The following is a 24,833-nucleotide window of genomic DNA, read 5'->3' on the forward strand; positions in this document are numbered from 1 at the left end:
ATCCCCTCATGACAGCCGCCAAACGCATCGTCCTGTCCAGCGATCATGCCGCGATCCAGCTTCGCCGGGCCATAGCCGACCACATCGCGGCGCAGGGCTGGGAAGTGGTCGACATAGGTCCGACGACACCGGAAAGCACGCATTACCCTCAACACGGCGAAGCGGCTGCGCGGCGCGTGGCCTCCGGAGACTGCCGCCTTGGCATCGTCCTCTGCGGCACCGGCCAAGGCATCATGATGGCGGCGAACAAGGTCAAGGGAATCCGCTGCGGGGTCTGTTCCGACACATTCTCGGCCCGGATGATCCGGCAGCACAACGACGCAAACCTGCTCTCGCTGGGCGCTCGGGTGGTGGGCGAAGGACTGGCACTCGACATCGTCGATGCTTTCCTGACCGCCACTTTCGAGGGCGGCCGGCATGGCACGCGGGTCGACATGATCCGCGCGCTGGAAAACTGACGGATTCTCAGGCCGCGCGCATCAGCGCGGCCACCCTTGCCTGCACCTCCTCGGCCGCCTTTTCGCGGACCGGGCCATAGCCGCGGATGTCCATGGGGGCAGCCAGCACGTCCGCGGCGCGGTCGTCGAGCGGCAGCTTCGCCAGCAGATCGATGAACCAGACCAGAAGATTGCGGTCGAGCTTGCGGTCGGCGCTGAACCGGAACGGGTCGAGGATCGTGCCCCGCAGCCGTTTCATCCCCGCCATACGGCGCAAGACCGGCGTCATCCAGGAACCGAACTGACGTTTTACCGGACGTCCACGCGTATCCCGCCCCAGCGGCAGCATGGGCGGCGCGAAGTGGTAGTTTACCTTGAAGTCCCCCTCGAATTCCGTGCGCAGGCGGTCCTCGAAGCCGGTCTGCGTCATCAGCCGGGCGACCTCGTATTCGTCCTTGATCGCCATCAGCTTGAACAGCGACTTCGCCGCCAGCGCCATCTGCGCCTCGCTGGCGCCGCGGGCCGAGAAGGCGGCGAGAGTATCGCGATAACGCTGCGCATAGTCCGAGTCCTGATAGTCGGTCAGGAAGGCCGCCCGCCGGTCGATCAGAGTTGCGGAGTCCTGGGCCGGAGCATGCGGCGCCGGCATCGCCAGCGCTTCGGGCTGCGCGGCCAGCAGGCGCCCCAGATCGAAGGCCCGCCCATTGGCCTCGACCGCGGTGCCGTTGAGCAGAATGGCCTGTTTGAGAGCCAGTTCGCTGACCGGAACCAGACCATTCTGCCACGCCGCGCCCAGCAGGATGATATTGGCAAAGACCGCGTCGCCCATCAGCCGCTCGGCCAGCGCGTTCGCATCCGCCGCCAACACATTGGCGTCGCCCACCGTCGCGCGGATCAACGCCTCGCGCTCGGCCACTTTCAGATCGGCGTCGCGGCGCAGGACCAGATCCCCCGTCGGCATTTCCGCGCGATTCAGCACCACCTTCGTGCCGTTCCGGTAATGCGCCGATGCCTTGGGGGCCGACGCAACCACCACGTCGCAAGCGATCAGCGCATCCGCCGCCCCGGTGCCGATCCGCACCTGGTTCAGCGCCCCAGGCCGGTCAGCCAGCCTGACATAGCCAATCACGGTGCCGAACTTCTGGGCAAAGCCGGTGAAGTCGAGCACGCTGGCGCCCTTGCCTTCGAGGTGTGCGGCCATGGTGATCAGCGCACCGACGGTCACAACACCCGTACCGCCCACCCCGGCAACCAACAGGTCATAGGGCGTGGTGAGCGAGGGCAGCTTCGGCTGCGGCAGGCCGGCCAGCGCCGAAAGGTCGATGTCGGCGCCGCGCGTCTTGCGGCGGGTGGCGCCCTCCACGGTCACAAAGCTGGGGCAGAAGCCGTTAAGGCACGAGAAGTCCTTGTTGCAGGTCGAAAGGTTGATCTTCCGCTTGCGGCCGAACTCGGTCTCCAGCGGCTCGACGCTGAGACAGTTGGATTCCATCGAACAGTCGCCGCAGCCCTCGCAGACGAGGTCGTTGATGAAGGCGAAACGCTGGGGGTCCTCCATCGTGCCGCGCTTGCGGCGGCGGCGTTTCTCGGTGGCGCAGGTCTGTTCGTAGATCAGCACCGAGACGCCCGCCACCTCGCGCAGCTCGCGCTGCACAGTGTCGAGGGCAGCGCGGTCGTGGAAGGTGGTCCCGGGCGGAAAATCGGTTGTGGAAAACTTGCCGATATCGTCTGAAACCAACGCGATGCGCTGCACACCTTCGGCACGGCAGGTCTGGGCTATCCCCAAAACGCTCACAGGACCGTCCACAGGTTGCCCACCGGTCATGGCGACGGCATCGTTGTAGAGAATCTTGTAGGTTATGTTCGTCCCCGCCGCGACAGCCTGACGAATAGCGAGAGACCCGGAATGGTACCAGGTTCCTTCGCCAAGGTTCTGAAAAATATGGCCATTTCCGGTAAAGCGCGAGGCGGCAACGAACGGCACACCCTCGCCGCCCATCTGTGCATAACCGTCGGTGCTGCGGTCCATCCAGGACGCCATCACGTGGCAGCCGATGCCCGAGGCTGCGCGGCTGCCCTCCGGCACCTTGGTCGAGGTGTTGTGCGGACAGCCCGAACAGAAATAGGGCGTGCGCGTCGCACCGGCGACGTTCAGCACGGGCGGCGGCGTTTCGGTCAGGCGGGCGGCGCGGGCCACCAGCCCTTCCTCGGGAAAGTGCTTGTCCAGCCGGCGCGCGATCAGCGGCGCCAGCAGGCGCGGTGACAGCTCACCCGTCCAGGGCACCAGCGGCGCTCCGTCCTCGTCGAACTTGCCCACCATCCGTTCGGGCTTGTCGCCCGGCCAGTCATAGAAATACTCCTTGAACTGGCTTTCGATGATGCCGCGCTTTTCCTCGATCACCATGACCTCGGTCTTGCCGTTCACAAAGCGCAGCGCGTCGCGCAGCGCCAGCGGCCAGACCATGCCGACCTTATAGATGTCGATGCCCAGCCGCCGGCACGCGGCATCGTCCAGGCCCAGCAGTCGCAGCGCCTCCATTAGATCGAGATGGCCCTTGCCGGTCGTGACAAATCCGAAATGCGCTTTGTCGGTGTCGTAGATGCGCCGATCGATCGGATTGGCTTCGACAAAAGCCTCGACCGCCTTCAGCTTGTAGGTGAGGCGCGTCTCGATCTCGGGCGACGGCAGGTCGGCGCGGCGGATGTGCAGCCCGCCGGGCGGCAGATCGATCTCGGGGTGCGTGAAGACCCGGTCGGGGCGCAATTCGACCGAAGCCGCGGATTCCACCGTTTCCGAGATGGCCTTGAAACCCACCCAGGTGCCGGAAAACCGCGAAAGTTCAATCCCGTATGCGCCGAACTCCAGATACTCGGCCACACTGGCCGGGTTCAGTGTCGGCATGAACCACGACATGAAAGCAACGTCCGACTGATGCGGCATCGAGGAGGACACGCAGCCATGGTCGTCTCCCGCAACGACCAGAACGCCGCCTTTTGGCGCCGAGCCATAGGCATTGCCGTGACGCAGCGCATCGCCGGAGCGGTCGACGCCGGGTCCTTTGCCATACCACATGGCAAAGACCCCCTCGACCTCGGCCTTCGGATCAAGCACCGCCTGCTGCGACCCAAGCACCAGCGTCGCGCCCAAATCTTCGTTCACCGCCGGCTGAAAGACGATTTTTGCTTGATCCAGCCGGTCCTTGTTCTTCCACATCTCCAGATCGACCCCGCCCAGAGGCGAGCCGCGATAGCCCGAGACGAAACCAGCGGTGTTCAATCCGGCCGCACGGTCGCGCCGCGCCTGGTCGAGCATGATGCGCACCAGTGCCTGCGTGCCGCTCAGAAAGACCCGTCCCTTTGGCAGGTCATATCGGTCGGACAGCTTGTAGGTCTGGAATTTGCTGGACTGGTTGGTCATGGCGTACCTCTGGCTACGTCGGATATTTTACCGCATCGCGCCTGAAAAATTCGACCAATCGTGTGGCAGTTTGGGATCAAATTTGCTAAAGTCTGTCAAGTACAGATCATCTTTCGGAATTTTTGCCCATGCCCGACCTCGATCCTGTCGATGCCGAAATCCTCCGTCACCTGCGCCGCGACAGCCGGATGTCCAACGCCGACCTGGCCGAGCGGGTTGGCCTGTCGCCCTCGTCCTGCTGGCGGCGGGTGCGCGCACTGGAAGAGGGTGGGGTCATCAAACGTTACAGCGTCGTTCTGGATGGCGAAAAGATCGGGCAGGCCTTTCAGGCCATCGTCCACGTGCAACTGACCCGCCACGACCCGCAGAATGTGGAGGGCTTCATCCGCGCGGTGCAGGGCAAGGAGGAAGTGCGCGACTGTTTCGCCACCACCGGCCAGTCCGACTACCATCTCTTCGTCAGTTGCGCCGACCTGAACGCCTACAACCGCTTTCTCGAAGGCTTTCTCTTTCGATTGCCGGCCGTGGCCAGCGCGCAGACGAACATGGTGTTGCGCACGATCAAGGCGCGCGACTGACCGCAACCCACGGTAAGTTCATTTTGCCCCACCCCGATACCGCCTTAGGTTGTGGTGAACGTACTCAGGGAGCCTGAAATGAACGACCATGTCCGCCGCAAGGCCAGCGATTTCGACCCCCGCATTCTCGAGATTTTCGATGGCTATGTGCATGGCAAGATGTCGAAACGCGATTTCATAGCCAAGGCCGCGCGCTATGCCGCCGCTGGCGTGACAGGCGCGATGCTCCTGGAGCAGTTGCAGCCCAATTATGCGCTTGCCCAGCAGGTGCCGCCCGACGACCCGGACATCGAGACGATGACGGTGGACTATCAAAGCCCCGAGGGTCACGGCACGATGAAGGGCCTGATGGCCCACCCAAAAGGAGAAAAGGTGCGCCCCGCCATCCTGGTCATCCACGAGAATCGCGGCCTCAATCCCTATATCGCGGATGTGGTCCGCCGATGCGCCAAGGCCGGCTATCTCGCCTTCGGGCCGGACGGGCTGACCCCGCTGGGGGGCTATCCGGGTACCGACGAACAGGGCCGCGAGATGCAGGCCTCGATGGATCCCGCGAAGCTGATGGAGGATTTCTTCGCCGCCTTCGAATTCCTGAGGGATCACGACCTCAGCACCGGCAAGGTGGGCGCGGTCGGATTCTGCTATGGCGGGGGCGTCGTAAACGCTCTGGCCGTGGCCTATCCGGACCTTTCAGCGGCCGTGCCGTTCTACGGACGCCAGCCAGCGGCCGAGGATGTTGCGGAAATTCAGGCCCCGCTGCAGATCCACTACGCCGGGCTGGACGAGCGCATCAACGCCGGCGCGCCGGCGTTCAAGGCAGCGCTGGAAGAGCACCACAAGAAATACGAGATGTATTTCTATGACGGCGCGAACCACGGATTCCACAACGACACCACGCCGCGCTATGACGAAGCGGCGGCCAAGCTGGCGTGGGACCGGACGCTTGCCTTCTTTGCGTTGCACCTGGCCAGCCGTTAAGGCTCAGGCAGTCAACCCTTCAGGCTCGGGCAGGCCATTGGCGCGGCAACAGGCGGTCAGGGTGTTGGCCAGCAGGCAGGCGATGGTCATCGGACCGACACCACCGGGCACCGGCGTGATCGCGCCGGCCACCTCGGCGCAGCTGGCGTAATCGCAGTCGCCAACGATACGGTCTTTGCCTGACTCTGTCGGGATGCGCGTGATCCCCACGTCGATAACCGTGGACCCGGGTTTGAGCCAGTCGCCTGAGACCATCCCGGCACGTCCTACCGCCGCCACGACGATATCGGCGCGGCGCACCACGGCCGGCAGATCACGCGTGCGCGAATGCGCGATGGTCACGGTGCAGTTGTCCCGCAGCAGCAGCTGCGCCATCGGCTTGCCAACGATATTGCTGCGCCCGATCACAACCGCCTCCATGCCTGTAAGATCGCCATGCAGATCCCGCAGCAGCATCAGCGAACCGAGCGGCGTGCAGGGCACCATAGCCTTCTGCCCGGTCGCCAGCAGCCCGGCATTTGAGATGTGAAAGCCATCTACGTCCTTGGCCGGATCGACCGTCGCAAGAATCCTGGATTCGTCCAAGTGACCGGGCAGCGGCAGCTGGACCAGAATACCGTGAACGTCCGGATCGCCGTTCAATGCCTCGATGATCGACAGCACCTCGTCCTCTGAGGCGGTCGCCGGCAAACGCTTCTCGACCGAATGCATTCCGGCCTCGACAGTTTGCTTGCCCTTGGAACGGACATATACCTCGCTGGCCGGGTCCGCGCCAACGAGAACCACGGCGAGACCCGGCGTGATGCCCTGCGCCTTCAACTGCGCGACATGCTCGGCCACCTTGCCCCGCACCGTCGCCGCGAAGGCCTTGCCATCGATCACCCGTGCCGCCATGTCCCGTTCCTTCTTCTCTTTTCAAATACTCAACCCGCCGCGACGCGGTGGATTAGGGCCGAGTGGGGGCTCGATGCCCCCCGAGGGCCGCGCCTGCGCCGCACTACCCCACCGTGTGGGGACTCCGCCAGCCTTATGCGCCGGCGCGCTCTGTCGCCACCCACGTCTGACGGACAAAGCCCGTCAGAAGAGACCTTCGATCTGCCCTGCCTCGTTCAGCCGGATCGTCTCGGCGCTTGGCACCTTGGGCAGTCCCGGCATCGTCATGATCTCCCCGCAGATCGCCACGACAAAGCCCGCGCCGGCCGACAGCCGCACCTCACGCACCGGAACCGAATGCCCGGTCGGCGCACCCCGCAGATTGGGGTCGGTCGAGAAGGAATACTGCGTCTTGGCCATGCAGATCGGCAGGTTGCCATAGCCCTGCGCTTCCCAGGCCTTCAGCTGATCGCGTACCGACTTGTCGGCCAGCACCTCGTCGGCATGGTAGATCCGCTTGGCGATCGTCTCGATCTTGTCGAAAAGTCCCATCTCGTCGGGATAGAGCGGGGTGAACTGGCTGCCCTTGTCCGCAAGCTGCACGACCTTCTGCGCCAGCGCCTCGATCCCTTCGCCACCCTTGGCCCAGTGCTTGCAGAGGATCGCCTCGGACCCCTGCGCCTTGACGAACTCCTGCACCGCGGCGATCTCGGCCTCGGTGTCCGAGACAAAGTGGTTGATCGCCACCACCACAGGAACCCCAAAGCTCTTGAGGTTGCCGATATGCCGGCCAAGATTGGCGCAGCCCTTCTTCACCGCTGCGACATTCTCGGTTCCGAGATCCGCCTTCGCGATCCCGCCGTTCATCTTCATCGCCCGCACGGTCGCCACCAGCACCACCGCATCGGGGGCAAGACCCGCTTTCCGGCACTTGATGTTCATGAACTTCTCGGCGCCAAGATCGGCGCCGAAGCCGGCTTCGGTGACCACATAGTCCGCCAGCTTCAGCGCCGTTGTCGTCGCGGTCACCGAATTGCACCCATGCGCGATATTGGCAAAGGGGCCGCCATGCACGAACGCCGGATTGTTCTCCAGCGTCTGCACCAGGTTCGGCTGCATCGCGTCCTTCAGAAGAACGGTCATCGCACCGTCTGCCTTGAGGTCGCGGCAATAGACCGGCGTCTTGTCGCGCCGATAGGCCACGATCATGTCGCCGAGGCGCTTTTCCAGATCCTGCAGGTTCTTCGCCAGGCAGAGGATCGCCATGACTTCCGACGCGACGGTGATGTCGAACCCCGCCTCGCGCGGGAACCCGTTGGCCACACCTCCGAGCGAGCAGTTGATCTGCCGTAGCGCCCGGTCGTTCATGTCAACCACACGCCGCCAGACGACGCGGCGGGTGTCGATTTCCAGCGCGTTGCCCCAGTAGATATGATTGTCGATCATCGCCGCCAGCAGGTTGTGCGCGCTGGTAATGGCGTGGAAGTCCCCGGTGAAATGAAGGTTCATTTCCTCCATCGGCACCACCTGCGCCATACCGCCACCTGCCGCGCCTCCCTTCATCCCGAAATTCGGGCCAAGCGACGCCTCGCGGATGCAGATGACGGCCTTCTTGCCGATCCGGTTCAGACCGTCACCCAGACCAACGGTCGTGGTCGTCTTGCCCTCGCCCGCCGGGGTCGGGTTGATCGCCGTCACCAGGATCAGCTTGCCATTCTTGTTGCCCTGAACCGAGTCGATGAAACTCTGGCTGACCTTGGCCTTGTCATGGCCGTACGGCAGCAGATCTTCCGCCGCGATCCCCAGCTTGGCCCCGATCTCGAGGATCGGCTTCTTCTTCGCCTCGCGGGCAATTTCGATGTCACTTTTGTAGGCCATGGCGCGTGATCCTTTCCAGGGTCGCTTTCGGGTGTTGTGACGCCTCGTATATCGCTCGGACAAGCCCCCGACGGGCGCGATTGCGACGTTTTCCCGGCGGGAAGCGTCGAAGCCCCTGCGCCTCCTTTCCGATGCGAAACCGCTGCCGCCGATGGCCTGCGCAAGGCAATTGACCGGCGCCCGCCGAAGCCTAGAGTCCGCGCAGTGTGTTCGGCGCCCCGAGTCGGCTTCACGCCGGAATCCAGTGGCCTTCTCCGGTTGCCCTTAGCGGAGCATTGCCATCGTGGCCGACGACTTCCATTTCATAAACCTGATTGCAAGCAACGGTGCGACCGTTACCATTGATGACCAGCTTCCCGGCATCGACTGGCTGGTCCTCGAAGGGGAATACCAATTCCAGTCGGACATCCGCCTGAGCTGGGAGAATTCCAATGGTGTCTCCGTGTCGGCCTCCGGCATGTATTTCGTAAGCGGTGTCTCGGGCGGATTTGTCGGCAGCCGCCTGATCGTCAACGGCTTCATCGAGAACGCGCGCGGGTCGGACACCCAGGATTTCATCCAGGGCAATGAGGGCGACAACATCCTGATGGGCGACGGAGCCCGCACCGGCAATGGTGGCCACGACGTGCTTTGGGGGCTGGACGGCAAAGATACCATTTTCGGTGGAAACGGCGCTGACGAGATCAAAGGCGACAATGGCGACGACCGCCTGCTCGGCGACGCCGGCGAGGACAATATTTCGGGCGGCGCAGGCGTCGACTCTGTCGAAGGCGGCTCCGGCGCCGACGAGATGTACGGCGGGGGCGATTTGGGCGATACGGTCGCCTACCGGACTTCGAATGCCGGCGTCACGATCCTGATCACCTTCGGATCAGCAACGCTCGGCGCCGGTGGCCACGCCGAAGGCGACCTCATCGGTGGTTTCCCAAATATCGACGGGTCCGACTTCAACGACACGATGACGGACACCGTCGCAGGCGCGGTGGCCTTCGGCGGCAACGACAACATCTTCCGCGGATTTGGCGGGCGCGACAGGCTGTTCCTCGGCGGCGGCAACGACACCGGCTTTGGCGGCGACGATCACGATACGATCTGGGGTCAAGCCGGTGACGACAAGGCCTTTGGCGGGGCCGGGAACGACACCCTCAACATGGGAGAGGGCAACGATCTGGCCCGGGGCGGCGCCGGCAATGACATCCTAAGCGGCGATGGGGGGAATGACCGGCTGTTCGGCGATGCCGGAAACGACATCATCTTCACCAGATTGGGTCGCGACCGGGCCGACGGCGGCGCGGGCGATGACCAAATCCTGGCTGCACGAGGCGTCACCTTCGCTTTTGGCGGAAGTGGCGATGACAAACTGATCTCGGCAGGCGGCAGGAATACGTTCACCGGCGGTGACGGCGTCGACCGGTTCGAGTTCCGCACGCAATCCGCCGACATCGAGACCGGCGGCTATACCCGGATCACCGACTTTCAACGCGCTAAAGGCGAATTGGTCGATTTGCGGGTTCTCGGTGACTTCAACTTTATCCGCGGCGCCGCCTTTTCGGGCACCGGGCTCGAGGTGCGTTTTGACACCACGGCCAATGGGGTCGAGGTTTTTGCCGATATCGATGGCGATGGCATCGCCGAACTGAAAATCCTCATGGACGGGCTGGCCAGGGTCTTCGCAACCGACTTCCTTCTGGTCTGAGCCTTAGGGCTTCCACTTTCGCTGGCCGGGAATGAAAAGCCTCAGAGTCTCGCCCAGCGCTAGCGTGCCGGGCCGCTCGACCCAGGCGGTGACACCCCGCCGTCCCTTCGCAGCCGCCTTGAAGGCCGCGCCGTGGCCAGGCGCCTCTGTCTCGATTTCGCGGCCCGGCAGAACGCAGGGCTGGTTCTCCATATCCACGGTAAGGGTCAGCCCAGAGGGCCCCTGCAACCGCGCCGAGGGCGGGATGTGGGTGAAATCCGGAATCCCCTCCACAACAATGCTGGCCCCGACCAGCGCCGGATCCAGCGCGTCGAGCCCGATGTCCCGCGCAATGCCTGACAGTTCCTCGGCCGACAGGATCGTCACCTGCCGCACGTTGCGGATCGTCGTGCCACGCGGATAAAGCGCCGTCACCCGCGAACAGGATGGCCGCTCCGTGCCCTCGTGGCGCGCTCCGGCGTCGCCGGCAAACCCGAGGACCAGCCGCTCGACCGGTTGCGCCCTCAGCGAGTCCTTCGCACCTGGCACATGGCCCAGCCAGGTGACGACACCGGAATGATCGGTCGGAATCAGGGCGGGCATGGGCAGTCTCCGGTCAGGCACGCGCGGACCAGACCAAAGCGGTCAGGCCTTGTCCAGCGTGAAGAACAGCCGCCGGAACGGAAACAACACGCTGCCATCCGGGCTGCGCGGATAGGCCTTTTCCATCACCGCATCGTATTGCGCGCCCAGTTCCGCCTGTTCCTCAGCATTCAGAGCGGCCAGCACCGGTCGGGCGAATGTGGCGCTCGTGAACTGCCGCACCGGGTGTCCCTCGGCGCTGGGTTGCAGCACCTGAAAATACTCGGTTTCCCACAGCGTCAGGCGGCCCAGCGGCGACAGCAGACGGTGATATGCGGGGGCATCAAGAATGCCCGGCGCCTGCGCCGGGTCGAACCGGCCGGGAAAATGCTGCGCCACGAGGTCGAGCCACAGCCTGTGCGACGGTGCCCGGTTCTGGTGGGGCATCTGCACCGCCAGCGTGCCACCGGATGCGACCAGCCTCGCCAGATAGGGCATCAGCGTCGCATGATCGCCCACCCAGTGCAGCGCGGCATTGGAAAAGATCAGCGCCGGAGCCGTGTCCGGCTGCCATCGGGCGGCATCGGTCTGGGTCAGCGTGTCATAGACGCCCGTCTCTGTCGCCTTGGCGATCATCGCTGGCGACGTGTCCAGGCCGGTCAGCGCCCGGCCGGCGAACCGCGCACGCAGCATTGGACCAGCCGCGCCCGCGCCGCAGCCCAGATCGCACACCGGGCCATCGGGCAAAGAACCGACCTGCGCCAGCAGATCGCGCGCCGGCCGCAACCGCAGATCGGCGAAACGCGCATAACTCTCGGGGTTCCAGTCGGTCTGGGGCATTGCCATCGGTCCTGTCACGATCCGGACCTGTCTAGGACAGCCGGCGCCGCCATTCAATCCTGCCGCAGGTCATTCACCTTTTTGGTTGATTGATACATCGAATCGGCGTAATTCATCCATATGGTTGAACGATATGACGAGTCCCGACTGACCGCGATCCTCAAGGCGACCGCCGATCCGACGCGGCGCGCCCTCCTGACCATCCTGGTGCAGGACGGTCCGGCGCGCGTAACCGACCTTGCCGGACGCTTCGACATGAGCCTCAACGCCGTGTCGAAGCACATCAAAATCCTTGAAGGCGCCGGGCTCGTCAGCCGGCGCACCGAATGGCGCGAACATCTGATCGTGCCGGAAATGGAACCGCTGAAAGCGGTAGATGCCTGGTTCGCGCAGTTGCGCGCGACCTGGGACATGCGCCTCGACCGGCTGACCGCCCTCATGGAACAGGAGACCAAACAATGACCATCGACCTTGCACTCAAACTGACCCGCATCATCCCTGCCGCGCCCGAACGGGTGTTCGACGCCTGGCTGACGCCGGCCCTGATGACCCGCTTCCTGCACGGCCATCCCGAGCACAGCGTGACCAACGCCGAAAGCGAGGCCCGGGTTGGCGGCGCCTTCCGCGTGGTGATGAACGACGGAATCAAGGACATCCCCCACTGGGGCGTCTACCGCGAGGTGGACCGGCCACGGAGGCTTGTCTTCACCTGGAACTCGCCCCACGCGGTTCCCGACAGCGTAGTCGAACTCGACTTCCGCGCCGTTCCCGGCGGCACAGAAGTAACGCTGGGGCACGACCGTTTCCCCTCGGAAGGATCGCGCGACGGACACGAAAAGGGCTGGACATGCATCCTCGACCAACTCGGCCGGATGCTGGAGACCGCGTGAGCTCGGGTCATCACACAGGTCGGGTGACCCGTCGCCGCATCAGACCGTCGGGAAGCAACGAAAAAGGGGGCCGAGGCCCCCTTTCTTATGCGGTCGGTTCCGGCTCCATCCCGCCTTCGGGCGCCGAAGGCTTCGGTTTGGTCTTCGGGATCGCGGTGATGCTCTGCGTCTCGCCGCTGTCCTTTGCCTCGCCGCTTCCACCTTCCGGCGATTGTGGCGGCTCGCCCCGGATCACGCGCTCAATCTCTTCGCCGGTCAGAGTCTCGTATTCCAGCAGGCCTTGCGCCAGCCGTTCCCAATCGTCCTTCCTCTCGGCCAGGATTTTCTGGGCCCAGGAATAGGCCTCGTCGATCATCCGCTTGACCTCTTCCTCGATCAGCTCCTTGGTGTGGGCCGAGACCGAGAAGCCGCCAGCGCCGTTGCCCATGTAACCTTCATGTGCCTGCTGGTAGTCGATGTTGCCGACCTTGTCGGACATGCCCCAGCGCATCACCATGGCACGGGCCAGACCGCTGGCCTGCTGGATGTCGCCGGCCGGTCCGTTCGACACCGCATCCTCGCCCCACTTCAGCACCTCGGCCGCCTTGCCCGCCATGGTCATGGCCAGCTTCTGGGCGCATTCGTCGCGGTGCCAATTGAGCCGGTCGATCTCGGGAAGCGAGACCACCATGCCCAAAGCGCCACCGCGCGGAATGATCGTCGCCTTGTAGACCGGATCGCATTTCGGCAGCGCCAGGCCGACGATGGCATGGCCCGCTTCGTGATAGGCGGTATGCTCCTTCTGCTCCTTGGTCAGAACCATCGAGCGGCGCTCGGCCCCCATCATCACCTTGTCCTTGGCATTTTCGAAATCGGCCATGGCGACAAAGCGGCGGCCGAGGCGCGCGGCCATCAGCGCGGCCTCATTCACGAGGTTGGCAAGATCGGCCCCCGAGAAACCGGGTGTGCCGCGCGCGATCACGCGCAGGTCGACGTCCGGACCCAGCGGGGTCTTGCGGGCGTGCACACCCAGGATCTTCTCGCGGCCCTTGATGTCGGGGTTGCCGACGGTCACCTGCCGGTCGAACCGGCCGGGGCGCAGCAGCGCGGGATCGAGTACGTCCTTGCGGTTGGTGGCGGCGATGATGATGACGCCTTCGTTGGCCTCGAAACCGTCCATCTCGACCAGCAGCTGGTTCAGCGTCTGCTCGCGCTCGTCATTGCCCCCGCCATAACCCGCGCCGCGATGGCGACCCACGGCGTCGATCTCGTCGATGAAGACGATGCAGGGGGCGTTCTTCTTGGCTTGGTCGAACATGTCGCGCACACGGGATGCGCCGACACCAACGAACATTTCCACGAAATCGGAACCCGAAATGGTGAAGAACGGCACGCCCGCCTCACCCGCGATGGCACGGGCGAGCAGCGTCTTGCCGGTGCCGGGAGGGCCGACCAGCAGCGCGCCTTTCGGGATCTTTCCGCCGAGGCGCGAGAATTTCTGCGGGTTGCGCAGGAACTCGACGATCTCCTCGAGCTCTTCCTTGGCCTCGTCGATGCCCGCCACGTCGTCAAAGGTGACGCGCCCCTGCTTCTCGGTCAGCATCTTAGCCTTGGACTTGCCGAAACCCATGGCGCCGCCTTTGCCGCCGCCCTGCATCCGGTTCATGAAATAGACCCAGACGCCGATCAGCAGGAGAATGGGCAGCAGCGTGATCAGGACCGACTGGAAGAATGGCTGTTTCTGGCTTTCTGCCCGCACCGGGATGTTGTTTTCGATCAGCAGGTCCGACACAGAGGCGTCCTCGGGCTTGACCGTCACGTAATCCTGATTGTCCTTGCGCCGGAAGCGGATCGTCTCGCCGTCCAGGGTCGCCTGAGTCACTTGCCCCGACTTCACCGAGCTCACGAATTCCGAATACGGGATATCGCGGCTTTGCAGCGTTCCGCCCGAGCCGCTGAACAGGTTGAAAAGCGCCAGGATCAGCAGAAACAGAACGACCCAGAACGCGATGTTGCGTGCATTGCCCAAGTGAAATCTCCTCAAAGGCCGGATCCGTCCGGTCCGGCCACCGGTTTGTTCATAAGATAGACATCAGGACGCCGGGTTCAATGCGATAATATCGCCGCATAGAAGGCCTCGGCCCCGCCCTCGAGTTCGGCAGACCATCCGTTGCCCAGTCCGGCCAGCGGCGCGGCCACGAGTTCGGTCCCGACCCACAGTGCCGGACTGGCCAGCAGGGCCGCGCGCGGCAGCCCGCCCAGGCGCCGGTCGGGACAGCGCTGAAGGCCCTCGGCGCCCAGCGCAGCGATCTCGGCGCCGTCCGGCGCGGACGCCTCAGAAACCAGACGCCAGCGGCCATCCCAGAGCGCGCCCGCGGGCACGCGCAGCCCCTGCACCGCCTCATGTTCGCGGCACAGCCAGGCCCGGCCGGAATGGCCCACCAGACGGCAGCCCGCCAGGGTCGACGCCTTTCCCGCCCGCGCGGCGGCGACCATCGCGGCGACCGGCGCGCGGCGCGGGGGATACTCTCCGCCGGCGATCCAGCGGATTGCATGGATGATCAGGCGCCGGGCGATCTCTTCGGGGAGCGTGCGAAAGCTTCGCGCGTCCAGCGCCACGGCTCCACCGGAAACCTCGGCAATCTCGCGCGCCGCGAGAAACGTATACCAGTTCAGGGCATCCCGGGCGCGCCCCATGTTCTCGGCCACCTCGGCCAGGGTGCGGGCGCTGATCCCCAGCGGTGCCAGCGCCGGCATCAGCTGGCGCGCCTTGACGCGGTCATAGCTGGGATCGGAATTGCTCGGATCTTCGATCCAGGTGACGCCGTTGCGCGTGAGATACTCGCGCAGTTCGGCCCGGGTCAGGCCCAGCATGGGCCGCAGGAAGGTCACGCCGTGCTGCGTGCGGCTGCGCCGCATCGCCGCAAGCCCGTCGGCTCCAGCCGCCCGAGCAAGTCGCATGAGCAGCGTTTCGGCCTGATCGTCCGCCGTGTGGCCGAGCACCACCATCCGGATGTCCTGTGCCAGCGCCCAGTTGGCCAAAAGTCGGAAACGCGCCCGGCGCGCATTGTCCTGAAGGTTTCCGCTGCCATCATGGTCGCGCCAGCGCAGCACGGTATGGGGAATGCCCAGCCGCCGCGCCAGAACTCCGACCCCGGCAGCCTCGTCCGCGGCCTCGGGTCGCAGGCCGTGATCGACCGTTGCGGCGACAATCTCGACAGCTTCCGGGTCGAAGCACCGGCTCAGAGCATGCAGCAGGGCGACCGAGTCACCGCCGCCCGATACGGCAACGGCCATTTTCTTGGGAGGTGCGCCCTGAAAGCCCGCGCGCACCTCAGCGAGGATATCGGCGTCGCCGAAACTCAACTGCACCCCAGTTTGGACATCGCCTCCCGCGACTGGGCCACGGCGGGCGCGGCGGGAAAGCGCACCGCCACCTCGCCCAGCGTGATGCAGGCCTGCTGTATCTGACCCAGCGTTCCGAGCGCCGCGCCAAGCCGGTACAGCGCGTCCGGCGCCAGCGGGCCGCTCGTATTGGCGTTGAAGCTGGCGAGATAGGCCCGCGCTGCTTCGCGCGTGTCGCCAAGCCCGTCCAGTGCCTGGCCCCGCGCCATTTCCGCCTCGGCCGCCAGCGGGCTGCCCGGATAGGTGGTGCTGAACGAGGCCAGCAGGTTGGCCGCCTTGGCATTGTCGCCCGCCGCCAGCGCGGCCTTGGCGGCCTTGAGGTCGGCATCCTCGCCCACCGCCAGCTCGGTTGCGGGCGCCGACGGAACGGCCGGAGCGGCGGCAGGCAGCGCCTCGCCCCCGCCCAGGGTGGAGGTCTTGCCTAGTTTGGAGACATCGCCCCCCTCAAGCTCCACCAGGCGGAACTCCAGATCGCCGATCCGGTTGGTGCCGTCGATCACCACCTGATTGACCCGGTTCTCCAGTTGTTCGGTCTGGGCGGTCATGCGCTGCAATTCGGCCTCCATTGCGGCCACCCGCTCCAATACCGAATTTCCCCCGATCTGGACTGAAGGGCTCCCCGTGGTGGACAGCTCGCGCTTGAGCTTCTGCATCTCGACGTGCAGAATGGTCAGCTCCTGGCGGATGTCCGCCAGGGTCTGCTTGTCCTGCGCCACAACCGGCGTTGTCGCCATCGCCAGCGCGAACAGCGCCACTCCTGCGATCCGCATCATCTTATCCCGTCAGGCCGCCGGACAGCACCGTGACCGCCCGCCGGTTCTTGGCATAGCAGGCTTCTTCGCTGCAAATCTCGATCGGGCGTTCCTTGCCGTAGCTGATCGTCTTCAGCCGGTTGCCCGCGACACCCCGCGAGATCAGATACTCGCGCACCGCATTGGCCCGACGCGCGCCCAGCGCAAGGTTGTATTCCCGTGTGCCCTGTTCGTCGGCATGGCCTTCGATCACCGCAACGTAATCGGCATTCGTTCCGAGCCAGCGCGCCTGACCGTCCAGCACCGTCTGCCCCTCGGGCGAGAGTGTCGACTGGTCGACCGCGAACAGCACACGGTCACCCACGGCCTGTGCGAAATAGGCGGGCGATGTCGGGTCATTGGCCGAGCCCGGAACGATCGCGCCCGATCCGGCTCCGGCACCGTTGGCGCCATTGCCTCCCAGCCGGCCCGCATTGGTACAAGCCGCCATTGCCAGGACAAGGGCGACGGTCGTCATCTTCGTCAGTATGCTCATGTAGTGCCTCGCTTCAGGGCTTGTTCTTTGGGTCTGATTAACACATCGGGCCGGCTTTGGGAACGTGTCCGGTTCAGTTCTGCAAGGGCGACCAGGCCGGGTCCGAGGCGCCGTCAGGCGTGCTGATCGCTTTGAGGTTGCGCCCGGTGATGTCCACCGAATAGAGGGTCGAGCGGCCCTGTGCCCCCTGCGTCTCGCGGGCGAACATGATCACGCGGCCGTTGGGGGCCCAGGTCGGGCCTTCGTCGAGGAAGGAGGCCGTCAGCAGCCTTTCCTCGCTGCCATCGGTACGCATCACGCCAATGTGAAAGCGCCCCTTGTTCTGCTTGGTGAAAGCGATCATATCGCCGCGCGGCGACCAGACGGGTGTGCCGTAACGGCCTTGGCCAAAGCTGATCCGGCGCGCCTCGCCCCCGCTGGCGGGCATGACATACAGCTGCTGGGTGCCCGATCGATCGCTTTCGAACACGATCTGCGATCCATCCGGCGAATAGGACGGCGCCGTCTCGATCGAGGGCGCAGTGGTCAGACGGGTTTGCGCGCCGGTGTCGATGGACATCTCGTAAAGATCGGTATTGCCCCCCTGGCTGATCGAGAACACCACGGTCCGACCGTTGGGGGCAAAGCGCGGCGCAAAGCTCATCGTGCCTTCGGTGGTTTCCAGGACGCGTCGCTGCACCTGGCCGACATCCAGGACGAAGATCCGCGGCGTACCGCTTTCGTAGCTGGTGTAAAGAACCCGGTCACCGTTGGGCGAGAACCGCGGCGCAAGCACGATCGAGCTGCTGTCGGTCAGATACTGGATGTTGGCCCCGTCGTAATCCATGATCGCAAGCCGCTTGAGCCGCTGGTCCTTGGGGCCGGTTTCCGAGACAAAGACCACGCGGCTGTCGAAATACCCGCCCTCGCCGGTGATCCGGCTATAGACCGCATCGGCCACCTTGTGCGCCATGCGCCGCCAGCCATCGACCGAACCCGAGAATTGCAGCCCGTTGCCCAGCTCCTGGTTGGAAAACACGTCATAGACCCGGAACTGCACCGTCAGCGCATTGCCCGCCTGCGTGACGGATCCGGTAATCAGCGCCTGCGCATTGATCGCCTTCCAGTCGGCATATTGCACCGGCGCGGCGAAGTCGCTCACCTGGCTGATATAGGCCGAGGACGGCACCTCGCGGAACAGGCCCGTCCCGGAAAGATCGGCGGCGATCACCCGGCTCAGCTGCGCGCCCATGGCCACGGCCTCGGGCGAGGTGCCGATCAGATCGGGCACGGCAAAGGGCAAGGGCTCGATCACCCCTTCGTCGATGATGATCCGCAGCGGGCCGGTCTGGGCCGAAACCGGCGGTGCGATCAGGCAGGCGCCCAACAGAAGGCTCAGCAGAAGTCGCATCATTTGATCCGCATCCTTTCGGGATTGAAGGTCATCTCGAATTCAAGCCAGTGTGCATGGTTTTCCATCAACAGGTCAAACCTGCCGCAGATGGCCCAGACTGGCTGGTTTGCCGGCATATCAGCCATCACCGGCTCCGCATCTTGTTCGGGTCGAAGGTCATCTCGATCTCGCGCCACTGATCGTATTTGTCGGCCGGCAGATCGAACCCGTCGGCCCCGCAGCGCACGATCGCACGCCGCGCCGCCTCGAAAGCGACCCGGGTCGCCCCATCGTCGCGGCCCGAACTCGACAGCAGACGGATCGACGCGACCTCGGGACGCCGATCCTGACCGACGTTCAGGCCAACGACGACCACTGTTTCCATTGCCGCCGTCGAGGAGCTGCCAAGGCTCCAGCATCGCTTGACCTGAACGCGCAGCGCCTCTTTCTCGCCCTCGCTCAGGGGCGGACCCGAGGGCGCGGGCGCGGCGGCCTTTTGACCGCCGGCCAAGGCCTCGGCCAGTGCGTCGCGCACGGCGTCGGACGTATCGGCAGGCTTCGGCTCGGGCTTGGCCGCAGGTTTGGGGTCTGGCTTGGGCTGTGCCGTCTCGACCACCTTCTCCGGAGGCGCCGGGCGGGGCGTCGAAGGAGGCCGGCGCGAGGTCGTGGGCGCAAGCGCCGTGTCGCGCTTGGGCTCGGGGCGAATGCGGTCGGTCGCCTCTTCCGGCGCGGCGGCCTCTTTCGGCTCTTCCGGTTTGGCCGGGCCAGGCTCGGGCACGACGGCGGGCGTCGCCTCTTCGGCCGGCTTGCTGTCAGGCGGCGGCGGGGCAACGGCTTCGGGCGCGACACGCTCGATCGGACGCGGCTCGGGGCGAACGGGCGTCGGCGGCTCGGGTGCAACCACAACTTCCGGCGCCGGCGGTTCAGGCGTCGGCTCGGGCGGCGGATCGGGCACCTCGGGTGCGGGTGGCTCAGGCTGTGGCTGTGGCTCTGCCACCTTCGGCTCCGGTGTCGGCTGCGGTTCTGGTTCAGCCACGGGTTCCGGCGGCGTCGGTTGCTCAACGGCTGGCGCCGGCTGCGGTTCCGGTTTTTCGGGTTCGGCCGCGGTTTCGGGCGTATCCGCCACAGTTGGAGCCTGGGGCTGAGTCAGCGCCGCATATTCCTCGGCAGAGACAACCGAGACCGACGGCAGCTCCAGCGGCGGCGGATCCGACCGGAACGCGCCGCCAAACAAGGCAAGCCCGATCAGCCCGAGATGGGCGCCAACAGAGATCTTGGTGCCGGTCTGCACGCCGCCCTCACTGACCCGAGCCGTCCAGCGATGGACCGCCCGTATCGGTGACCAGCCCCACATTGGAGAAACCGCCCGCGTTCAGCGCGCCCATCACCTGCATCACGTTTTCATAAGGAATCGCGCCATCGGCCCGAAGGAACACCTTGTCGCTCTCGCGTTCGGCGGCGATGGCGCGCAGCTTGGCGACCAGTTGGTCGCGCGGGGTGTCGCTGGTCTGAATCTGAATCCGGCCGTCAGCCGTCATGGTCACGGTCAGCGGCTCTTCCTGATCGCCCGGCAGTGCGCTGGCCGCCGTCTTGGGCAGATCGACCGGCACACCGACGGTCAGCAAGGGCGCTGCCACCATGAAGATGATGAGAAGCACCAGCATCACGTCCACGAAGGGCGTGACGTTGATTTCGGCCATCGGGCGGCTGGAGCGCCGGCCACGCCGACGCCGGCCTCCGCCATCCGATTTCTGGATTGCCGCGCCCATGGCTCAAGCGTCCAGCTGGCGCGACAGGATGGTCGAGAATTCGTCGGCGAAGGCCTCGTATCCGGCCACGATGCGATCGCTGTCGGAACTGAGCTTGTTGTAGAAGATGACCGCCGGAATGGCCGCAAGCAGGCCCAGGCCGGTGGCCAGCAGCGCCTCGGCGATACCGGGCGCCACGACGGCCAGATTGGTGTTCTGCTGCGCCGCGATCTCGATGAAGGCATGCATGATGCCCCAGACCGTGCCGAACAGCCCGACGAAAGGCGCCGTCGATCCGATGGTCGCCAGCACCGTCAGGCCGCTTTGCAGCTTTTCCGCTTCCTTGTTGATCGCCACATCCATGCTGCGGTCGATCCGCGCCGATGCACCGGCGATCAGTCCGCCGTCATTGCGGTGCGACCGCCGCCATTCGGTCATGCCAGCGGCGAAGATCTTCTCGGAATTGCCCTCCGGCTCGGGCCCGATCTGATCGTAGAGCCCGTCCAGCGGCTCGCCCGACCAGAAGGCACGGTCGAAGATCGTCGCCTCGCGCCGCGCCCCGCGATACAGAATGTGCTTCTGGATGATGATCGCCCAGGACCAGACCGATGCCAGGATCAGCATCAGCATCACCAGTTTCACCGTGAAGGTCGCGCGCGCGAAAAGCGCCCACATGGAGAAGTCGATCTCCTGCGCCGACGCGAGAGTGGAAGTGTCCATATGCCTGCTCTACCATGATGGCCGTATTGGTTCGGCCTTTGCCATGGGCGAATCTACCCGAGGCGGCGCGCGATTACCATGACCCTCTCGGGGCCGGTCACGAATGTTTCAACAATGCGCGAATCTCTGCCGGAAGCCGCACCGGCCGGCCCTGCGCCGTCATGCAGACGGCGGTGACTCGCGCGGTGAAGATCACCTGGTCGCCCCGCCGCACGAGCTGATCCATCACCAGTCGCGCACCGCTGATCGAGGCCACTGTCGTCTCGATCATCAGATCGTCTTCAAATCGGGCGGCGGCGCGGTAGTCGCATTCGATATGCCGCACAACCCACACCACGCCCCCCTCGCGCATCGCGTTCTGGTCATTCCCCAGAGTGCGCACCCAATCGCTCCGGGCCCGTTCGATAAAGCGCAGATAGTTGGCGTGATAGACCACGCCGCCCATGTCGGTGTCCTCGTAATACACGCGGACCGGGAAAAGATGGACAGGCTGGCTCATGCGGGCAAGCTATGCGGTCGCGCGGCGGGCTTCAAGGATAGGCGGCCAGAAGCTCGTGGCGCGCGGTCGCGATGCAGATCCGAGCGGTATAGGCCGAAACCCGTAACCCGAAAGGGGAACAGCGCCGCATCGCCATGGGCCTGCAGATACCGGCCAATCCGCACCAAATCCTCTGGTCCCGGGCGGTTGAAGCGCGCCAGTGTGACATGCGGCGCGAACCGGGCGCGTGGCAGTTCGATACCGGCGCGGCGGATTGCGCGCATCACCGATTTCTGCAGCTCTTTCAGGCCCTCGCCCTGCGCCCGAATGAAGAGCACCGAAGGCTGATCGCCTCCGAAGATGTCGAGCCCCGCCAGGCGCAGGTCGAACGGCCGGACTGCCAGCGTCTCCAGCTCTTCATGCAGCGTCTCGAGCGCTGGAATATCGGTGTCGCCCAGGAAGGCCAGCGTCAGATGCAGGTTCTCTTCCGGCACGGGCCGTCCGGCCCGTAAAGGCTCCTGCAGGGCCAACAGCCCCGGCAGCACCGCCTCGGGCATCGGGATGGCGACAAAGGCGCGCATCAGCCCCGCAGGCGCGCCGCCAGCCGCAACGCATGCGAGCGGTCGCGCGCGGCGGCCGGCAGCACCGGGTCATAGGCGGCCCGGATCACGCCCGCGATCTCGGGCCGCAGAATGGTGCGTCCGCCCGCGATGGCCAGGGGCGAAACCTCGGCAAAGGCCGCTTCGGACCAGCAGAGGATCGCCTGCACCACCTCGGTTAGCGCCAGATCCTCGGCCGGCACCTCGGCCAGATCGCCCCCCATCCTCAGGAAGACAAAGGCCGAGCGGATCGCCCCCGCCTCGTCAAAGCGGAAGACGCGGTAGCGCTCGGCCTTCTCGTCGCCCAGCCGCTTGGCCAGAGCGCCGACACCGGGCAACAGCCGCTCAAGCTCGGGCACGGAGGCCAGTTCGTCCCAGTCGCGCAGGAAGAATACCATGCAGTTGGCGCCGATTTCGGGATCGTTCTCGGCCATCTTGTGGTTCGCCAGCGTCACCACCGCCTCGAAGGCACCCTTGACCACCGCCAGCGTGGTATCGTCCACACCAAACACGACCGGCACCACCGGATAGGCCCAGCGCGCAAAGACGTAATCCCCATTGCTGCGTGTGAACAGCGCTTCGATCTCGTCCGGTGTCACGGTGGCCCCTTTCCGTTCTCGGGGCAGGTCCATACCCTCTGCCGAGTGTCATCGCAATGCCCGCAGGTCCGCACCGATCCTGGGCCGGGCGACCAATGCCTGTCGCGGGCCGGGACTGGGAAAGCCCGGACGCTCGGATGCCGAGAACCATTTTCCGGTCGTGCACGCGCGCTGTGCCAGGACTCCCCCCACGACTCCACGCTCCGTCGAAAGCCACGGGCACCTCCTGCGCCGACGTCACGTTCTCCAGAAGCGCGCCGTGAAAAGGACATAGACCACCAGCAATTCCAGCCGTCCCACCAGCATACCCACGGTCAGGATCCATTTCGCGGTGTCGTTCAGTGAGCTGAAGTTGCCCGCTGGCCCGATGGTATCGCCCAGCCCGGGGCCGATATTGGCCACCGCCGTCGCTGCCCCCGAAACGGCCGTAGTGAAATCCAGGCCCGTCAGCGCCAGCGCCCAACTCAGCACACCCAGCGTGAGGATGAAGAACATGAAGAAGGCAATGACCGAGCTCAGAACCTCGGCCTCCACCGGGCGGCCGCCATAACGGGCGATGAACACGCCATGCGGCGAGCGGATGCGCTGCAACTGCACCTTCAGCACAGCGAACAACAGCTGATACCGGAAGATCTTGACCGAACAGGCGGTCGATCCCGCGCAGCCCCCGATCAGGCCGATGTAGAAGAACATGACGATCAGGAACGGACCCCATTGCATGTAGTCCACGCTGGCATAGCCGGTGCCCGAGATGATCGAGGTGATGTTGAACAGCGCCTCGCGCAGGGATTTCTCCCAGTGGTGCGGGAAGATGGTTGTCAGGACCACCCAGGCGATCAGCACCAGGACGAATATCGTCCAGAAGAACCCCCGCGCCTGCGGGTCCTTCCACATGCTGGTGTAATTTCCGTTCAGCATCTGGACGTAGCGCACGAAAGGCAGCGCGGCGAGGACCATGAACACCGAGGCGACATATTCCATCGGCCCCGAGAAGACCGCGAAGGACGCATCGTAGTTGCCGAAGCCTCCGGTCGAGATGGTGGTCAGCGCGTGCACGGTGGCGTCGAAGACGTTCATGCCCAGCGCCAGATAGCACAGCATGCAGGCCATGGTCATGCCCACGTAGATCACCGAAATCCGGCTGGCGATCTCGCGCGCTCGGGGGAGGATCTTGCCCATCGTGTCGAAAGCTTCGGACCGGAAGAGGGCCATCCCCCCGACCCGCAGCTCGGGCAGGAAGACCATGGCAAAGACGATGATCCCGATACCGCCCAGCCATTGCAGGATGCCGCGCCACAGCAGGATTCCCTTGGGCAGGTCGTCGAGCCCGACGATCACCGTCGAGCCAGTGGTGGTGAACCCCGACATCGCCTCGAACACCGCGTCGGTTACACTCAGATCGGTGGCACCGAACATCAGCGGCAGCGATCCGAAGGCCGGCAGGGCAACCCAGACGCCGGAGGTCAGCAGGAAGGTCTGCTGCAGGCTCAGACCCTGCCGCACGCCGCTCGCGCAGCTCAGCGCGACGCCGCCGCCGATCAGCACCGAAAGCAGGCCGGATTCCAGAAAGGCCGACCAGTGGCCGTTCCCCTCGGCAATATCCACCAGCATCGGCAGGACCATCGTCAGCCCGAGGATGGCGACCAGCAGGCCGATGACATATCCGACGGGACGAAGGTCTATCATGACGGCAGCGTTGGCCCGGCGCGCGAGAGCTGTCAAGTCACGCAGCCGCTCAGCTCAGATCGCGTTTTTCAACACAAACCCCATAAAGCGTCGTCAGCACGGACAGGCCCAGGGCCAGGCTGAACCAGACCAGCAGGAAGGAAAGGATCAGTCCGGCCCATCCGCCGCCGAAATCGGTCTCGGACAGGGTGCCGATCAGCCAGAGCATCACTGTCAGCGCCACAAAGGTGCCGGTATGGCCTTCGCTTGCAGCCGCCGCCTCGGCGAGTGTCATCCGTTTGCCTAGGGCCGCGGCAGGCATAACCAGGGAATACCGCAGCAACCGGGCCGAAATCAGCAGCATCGGAATCCCCATGATCAGCATGACCATCCAGATGTTCCCGATCATCGGCGCCAGGATCCCAACCACGATGGTGAGCGGCACGAACATCAGCAGGCCCATGCCTCCGACACGGAATCCCGCACCGACATAAGCCCAGAACTGCGCCGCGTCGAACCGCGGCAGCAGCCCGCCCGGGCGTTCGGCCAGCAGGCTGTATCTGTGCCAGGCGACCGCCGCCCAACAGAAGGCAGCGAAATAGACCAGCACATAGGCGAGCAGTCCCAGCATGATACGGCCGTCCACGACGACCGGGCGATCGCCCAGCAGATTGTCCGCTCCGACGCCGCCGATCTCTATGGCCGCAAAATATCCCAACCCATAGCCAATCAGCACCGGCAGCAGCGTCAGCCGCACAGTCGCCCAGAGATCGTAGAAGAGCATGCTCACCGCATGCCGCAGGACGCCAAGGCTGAACATCCGCAGGTCTCCCTT

The 24,833-nt window shown here is 65.0% G+C and carries 25 protein-coding genes; 6 read left to right on the forward strand and 19 right to left on the reverse strand.

Annotation, left to right across the window (positions count from 1 at the left end; all coding sequences use genetic code 11):
- The first annotated feature begins 8 nt into the window (after positions 1-8).
- Entirely contained in the window at positions 9-458 is a 450-nt protein-coding gene (gene rpiB / locus ACFO5X_RS01930; RefSeq protein ID WP_380715365.1) for a ribose 5-phosphate isomerase B, read from the forward strand.
- Between the two features lie 7 nt (positions 459-465).
- On the opposite strand, the gene ACFO5X_RS01935 is transcribed toward rpiB, so the two are convergent.
- Positions 466-3,852 carry an indolepyruvate ferredoxin oxidoreductase family protein gene (locus ACFO5X_RS01935; RefSeq protein WP_380715367.1) on the reverse strand — a complete coding sequence of 1,129 codons (3,387 nt, stop codon included), beginning with the start codon at positions 3,850-3,852 and terminating at the stop codon, positions 466-468.
- A gap of 128 nt (positions 3,853-3,980) precedes the next feature.
- Here ACFO5X_RS01935 and ACFO5X_RS01940 point away from each other — a divergent pair, with 128 nt between their 5' ends.
- Positions 3,981-4,430 carry an Lrp/AsnC family transcriptional regulator gene (locus ACFO5X_RS01940; protein WP_380715368.1) on the forward strand — a complete coding sequence of 150 codons (450 nt, stop codon included), beginning with the start codon at positions 3,981-3,983 and terminating at the stop codon, positions 4,428-4,430.
- A 78-nt stretch (positions 4,431-4,508) separates the two neighbouring features.
- Positions 4,509-5,408, forward strand: coding sequence for a YghX family hydrolase (gene yghX / locus ACFO5X_RS01945; RefSeq protein WP_380715369.1), 900 nt, complete (start codon positions 4,509-4,511; stop codon positions 5,406-5,408).
- A gap of 3 nt (positions 5,409-5,411) precedes the next feature.
- Here the strand turns inward: yghX and ACFO5X_RS01950 are convergent, their stop codons facing one another.
- Both ACFO5X_RS01950 and ACFO5X_RS01955 read right to left on the reverse strand, forming a co-directional pair.
- Positions 5,412-6,302 (reverse strand): bifunctional methylenetetrahydrofolate dehydrogenase/methenyltetrahydrofolate cyclohydrolase, encoded by an 891-nt coding sequence (locus ACFO5X_RS01950; protein ID WP_380715370.1) that lies wholly within the window; start codon positions 6,300-6,302, stop codon positions 5,412-5,414.
- 183 nt (positions 6,303-6,485) lie between these two features.
- Complete coding sequence (locus ACFO5X_RS01955; protein ID WP_380715372.1) at positions 6,486-8,159, reverse strand: formate--tetrahydrofolate ligase; 1,674 nt, start codon at positions 8,157-8,159, stop codon at positions 6,486-6,488.
- Positions 8,160-8,442: 283 nt separating this feature from the next.
- On the opposite strand from ACFO5X_RS01955, the gene ACFO5X_RS01960 reads away from it, so the two are divergent.
- On the forward strand, positions 8,443-9,855 hold the full coding sequence (locus ACFO5X_RS01960; protein ID WP_380715374.1) for a calcium-binding protein: 1,413 nt from the start codon (positions 8,443-8,445) through the stop codon (positions 9,853-9,855).
- 3 nt (positions 9,856-9,858) lie between these two features.
- On the opposite strand, the gene ACFO5X_RS01965 is transcribed toward ACFO5X_RS01960, so the two are convergent.
- Both ACFO5X_RS01965 and ACFO5X_RS01970 read right to left on the reverse strand, forming a co-directional pair.
- Entirely contained in the window at positions 9,859-10,437 is a 579-nt protein-coding gene (locus tag ACFO5X_RS01965; protein WP_380715376.1) for an MOSC domain-containing protein, read from the reverse strand.
- 42 nt (positions 10,438-10,479) lie between these two features.
- Positions 10,480-11,256 carry a methyltransferase domain-containing protein gene (locus ACFO5X_RS01970; RefSeq protein WP_380715378.1) on the reverse strand — a complete coding sequence of 259 codons (777 nt, stop codon included), beginning with the start codon at positions 11,254-11,256 and terminating at the stop codon, positions 10,480-10,482.
- A gap of 120 nt (positions 11,257-11,376) precedes the next feature.
- Between ACFO5X_RS01970 and ACFO5X_RS01975 the strand changes: the two genes are divergently transcribed.
- Positions 11,377-11,718 (forward strand): ArsR/SmtB family transcription factor, encoded by a 342-nt coding sequence (locus ACFO5X_RS01975; RefSeq protein WP_380715380.1) that lies wholly within the window; start codon positions 11,377-11,379, stop codon positions 11,716-11,718.
- Positions 11,715-12,146, forward strand: coding sequence for an SRPBCC family protein (locus ACFO5X_RS01980; protein WP_380715382.1), 432 nt, complete (start codon positions 11,715-11,717; stop codon positions 12,144-12,146). Before ACFO5X_RS01975 ends, ACFO5X_RS01980 begins: the two co-directional genes overlap by 4 nt.
- Positions 12,147-12,231: 85 nt before the next feature.
- Here ACFO5X_RS01980 and ftsH read toward each other — a convergent pair whose 3' ends face one another.
- The 14 genes from ftsH to ACFO5X_RS02050 form a co-directional block, all read right to left on the reverse strand.
- Positions 12,232-14,154 carry an ATP-dependent zinc metalloprotease FtsH gene (ftsH, locus tag ACFO5X_RS01985; RefSeq protein ID WP_380715384.1) on the reverse strand — a complete coding sequence of 641 codons (1,923 nt, stop codon included), beginning with the start codon at positions 14,152-14,154 and terminating at the stop codon, positions 12,232-12,234.
- A 77-nt stretch (positions 14,155-14,231) separates the two neighbouring features.
- Complete coding sequence (tilS, locus tag ACFO5X_RS01990) at positions 14,232-15,497, reverse strand: tRNA lysidine(34) synthetase TilS (RefSeq protein ID WP_380715388.1); 1,266 nt, start codon at positions 15,495-15,497, stop codon at positions 14,232-14,234.
- The gene (locus ACFO5X_RS01995) at positions 15,488-16,300 is read right to left on the reverse strand and encodes a tetratricopeptide repeat protein (protein WP_380715390.1); all 813 of its coding nucleotides are present in this window, start codon (positions 16,298-16,300) and stop codon (positions 15,488-15,490) included. The genes tilS and ACFO5X_RS01995 overlap by 10 nt, the downstream gene beginning before the upstream one ends.
- A gap of 4 nt (positions 16,301-16,304) precedes the next feature.
- On the reverse strand, positions 16,305-16,817 hold the full coding sequence (gene pal / locus ACFO5X_RS02000) for a peptidoglycan-associated lipoprotein Pal (RefSeq protein WP_380715393.1): 513 nt from the start codon (positions 16,815-16,817) through the stop codon (positions 16,305-16,307).
- A 73-nt stretch (positions 16,818-16,890) separates the two neighbouring features.
- On the reverse strand, positions 16,891-18,210 hold the full coding sequence (gene tolB, locus ACFO5X_RS02005) for a Tol-Pal system beta propeller repeat protein TolB (RefSeq protein WP_380715395.1): 1,320 nt from the start codon (positions 18,208-18,210) through the stop codon (positions 16,891-16,893).
- Positions 18,207-18,335, reverse strand: coding sequence for a hypothetical protein (locus tag ACFO5X_RS02010; protein ID WP_380715397.1), 129 nt, complete (start codon positions 18,333-18,335; stop codon positions 18,207-18,209). Before ACFO5X_RS02010 ends, tolB begins: the two co-directional genes overlap by 4 nt.
- Positions 18,335-19,480, reverse strand: coding sequence for an energy transducer TonB (locus tag ACFO5X_RS02015; protein WP_380715399.1), 1,146 nt, complete (start codon positions 19,478-19,480; stop codon positions 18,335-18,337). Before ACFO5X_RS02015 ends, ACFO5X_RS02010 begins: the two co-directional genes overlap by 1 nt.
- Positions 19,481-19,487: 7 nt before the next feature.
- Positions 19,488-19,958: a protein TolR gene (tolR, locus tag ACFO5X_RS02020; RefSeq protein WP_380715401.1), complete on the reverse strand. Its 471-nt coding sequence runs from the start codon at positions 19,956-19,958 to the stop codon at positions 19,488-19,490.
- A gap of 3 nt (positions 19,959-19,961) precedes the next feature.
- The gene (gene tolQ / locus ACFO5X_RS02025) at positions 19,962-20,657 is read right to left on the reverse strand and encodes a protein TolQ (protein ID WP_380715402.1); all 696 of its coding nucleotides are present in this window, start codon (positions 20,655-20,657) and stop codon (positions 19,962-19,964) included.
- A gap of 97 nt (positions 20,658-20,754) precedes the next feature.
- The gene (gene ybgC / locus ACFO5X_RS02030; RefSeq protein ID WP_380715403.1) at positions 20,755-21,156 is read right to left on the reverse strand and encodes a tol-pal system-associated acyl-CoA thioesterase; all 402 of its coding nucleotides are present in this window, start codon (positions 21,154-21,156) and stop codon (positions 20,755-20,757) included.
- A complete protein-coding gene (gene thpR / locus ACFO5X_RS02035; RefSeq protein WP_380715405.1) occupies positions 21,153-21,716 on the reverse strand; it encodes an RNA 2',3'-cyclic phosphodiesterase in 564 nt (187 codons plus the stop codon). The genes ybgC and thpR overlap by 4 nt, the downstream gene beginning before the upstream one ends.
- The gene (locus ACFO5X_RS02040; RefSeq protein WP_380715407.1) at positions 21,716-22,366 is read right to left on the reverse strand and encodes a hypothetical protein; all 651 of its coding nucleotides are present in this window, start codon (positions 22,364-22,366) and stop codon (positions 21,716-21,718) included. The genes thpR and ACFO5X_RS02040 overlap by 1 nt, the downstream gene beginning before the upstream one ends.
- Positions 22,367-22,570: 204 nt before the next feature.
- Positions 22,571-24,019, reverse strand: coding sequence for a TrkH family potassium uptake protein (locus ACFO5X_RS02045; RefSeq protein WP_380715409.1), 1,449 nt, complete (start codon positions 24,017-24,019; stop codon positions 22,571-22,573).
- A 49-nt stretch (positions 24,020-24,068) separates the two neighbouring features.
- Positions 24,069-24,818: a hypothetical protein gene (locus tag ACFO5X_RS02050; RefSeq protein WP_380715411.1), complete on the reverse strand. Its 750-nt coding sequence runs from the start codon at positions 24,816-24,818 to the stop codon at positions 24,069-24,071.
- Positions 24,819-24,833 lie beyond the last annotated feature (15 nt).

This window comes from Seohaeicola nanhaiensis, from assembly GCF_042654245.1.
Taxonomy (GTDB): Bacteria; Pseudomonadota; Alphaproteobacteria; order Rhodobacterales; family Rhodobacteraceae; genus Seohaeicola_A; species Seohaeicola_A nanhaiensis.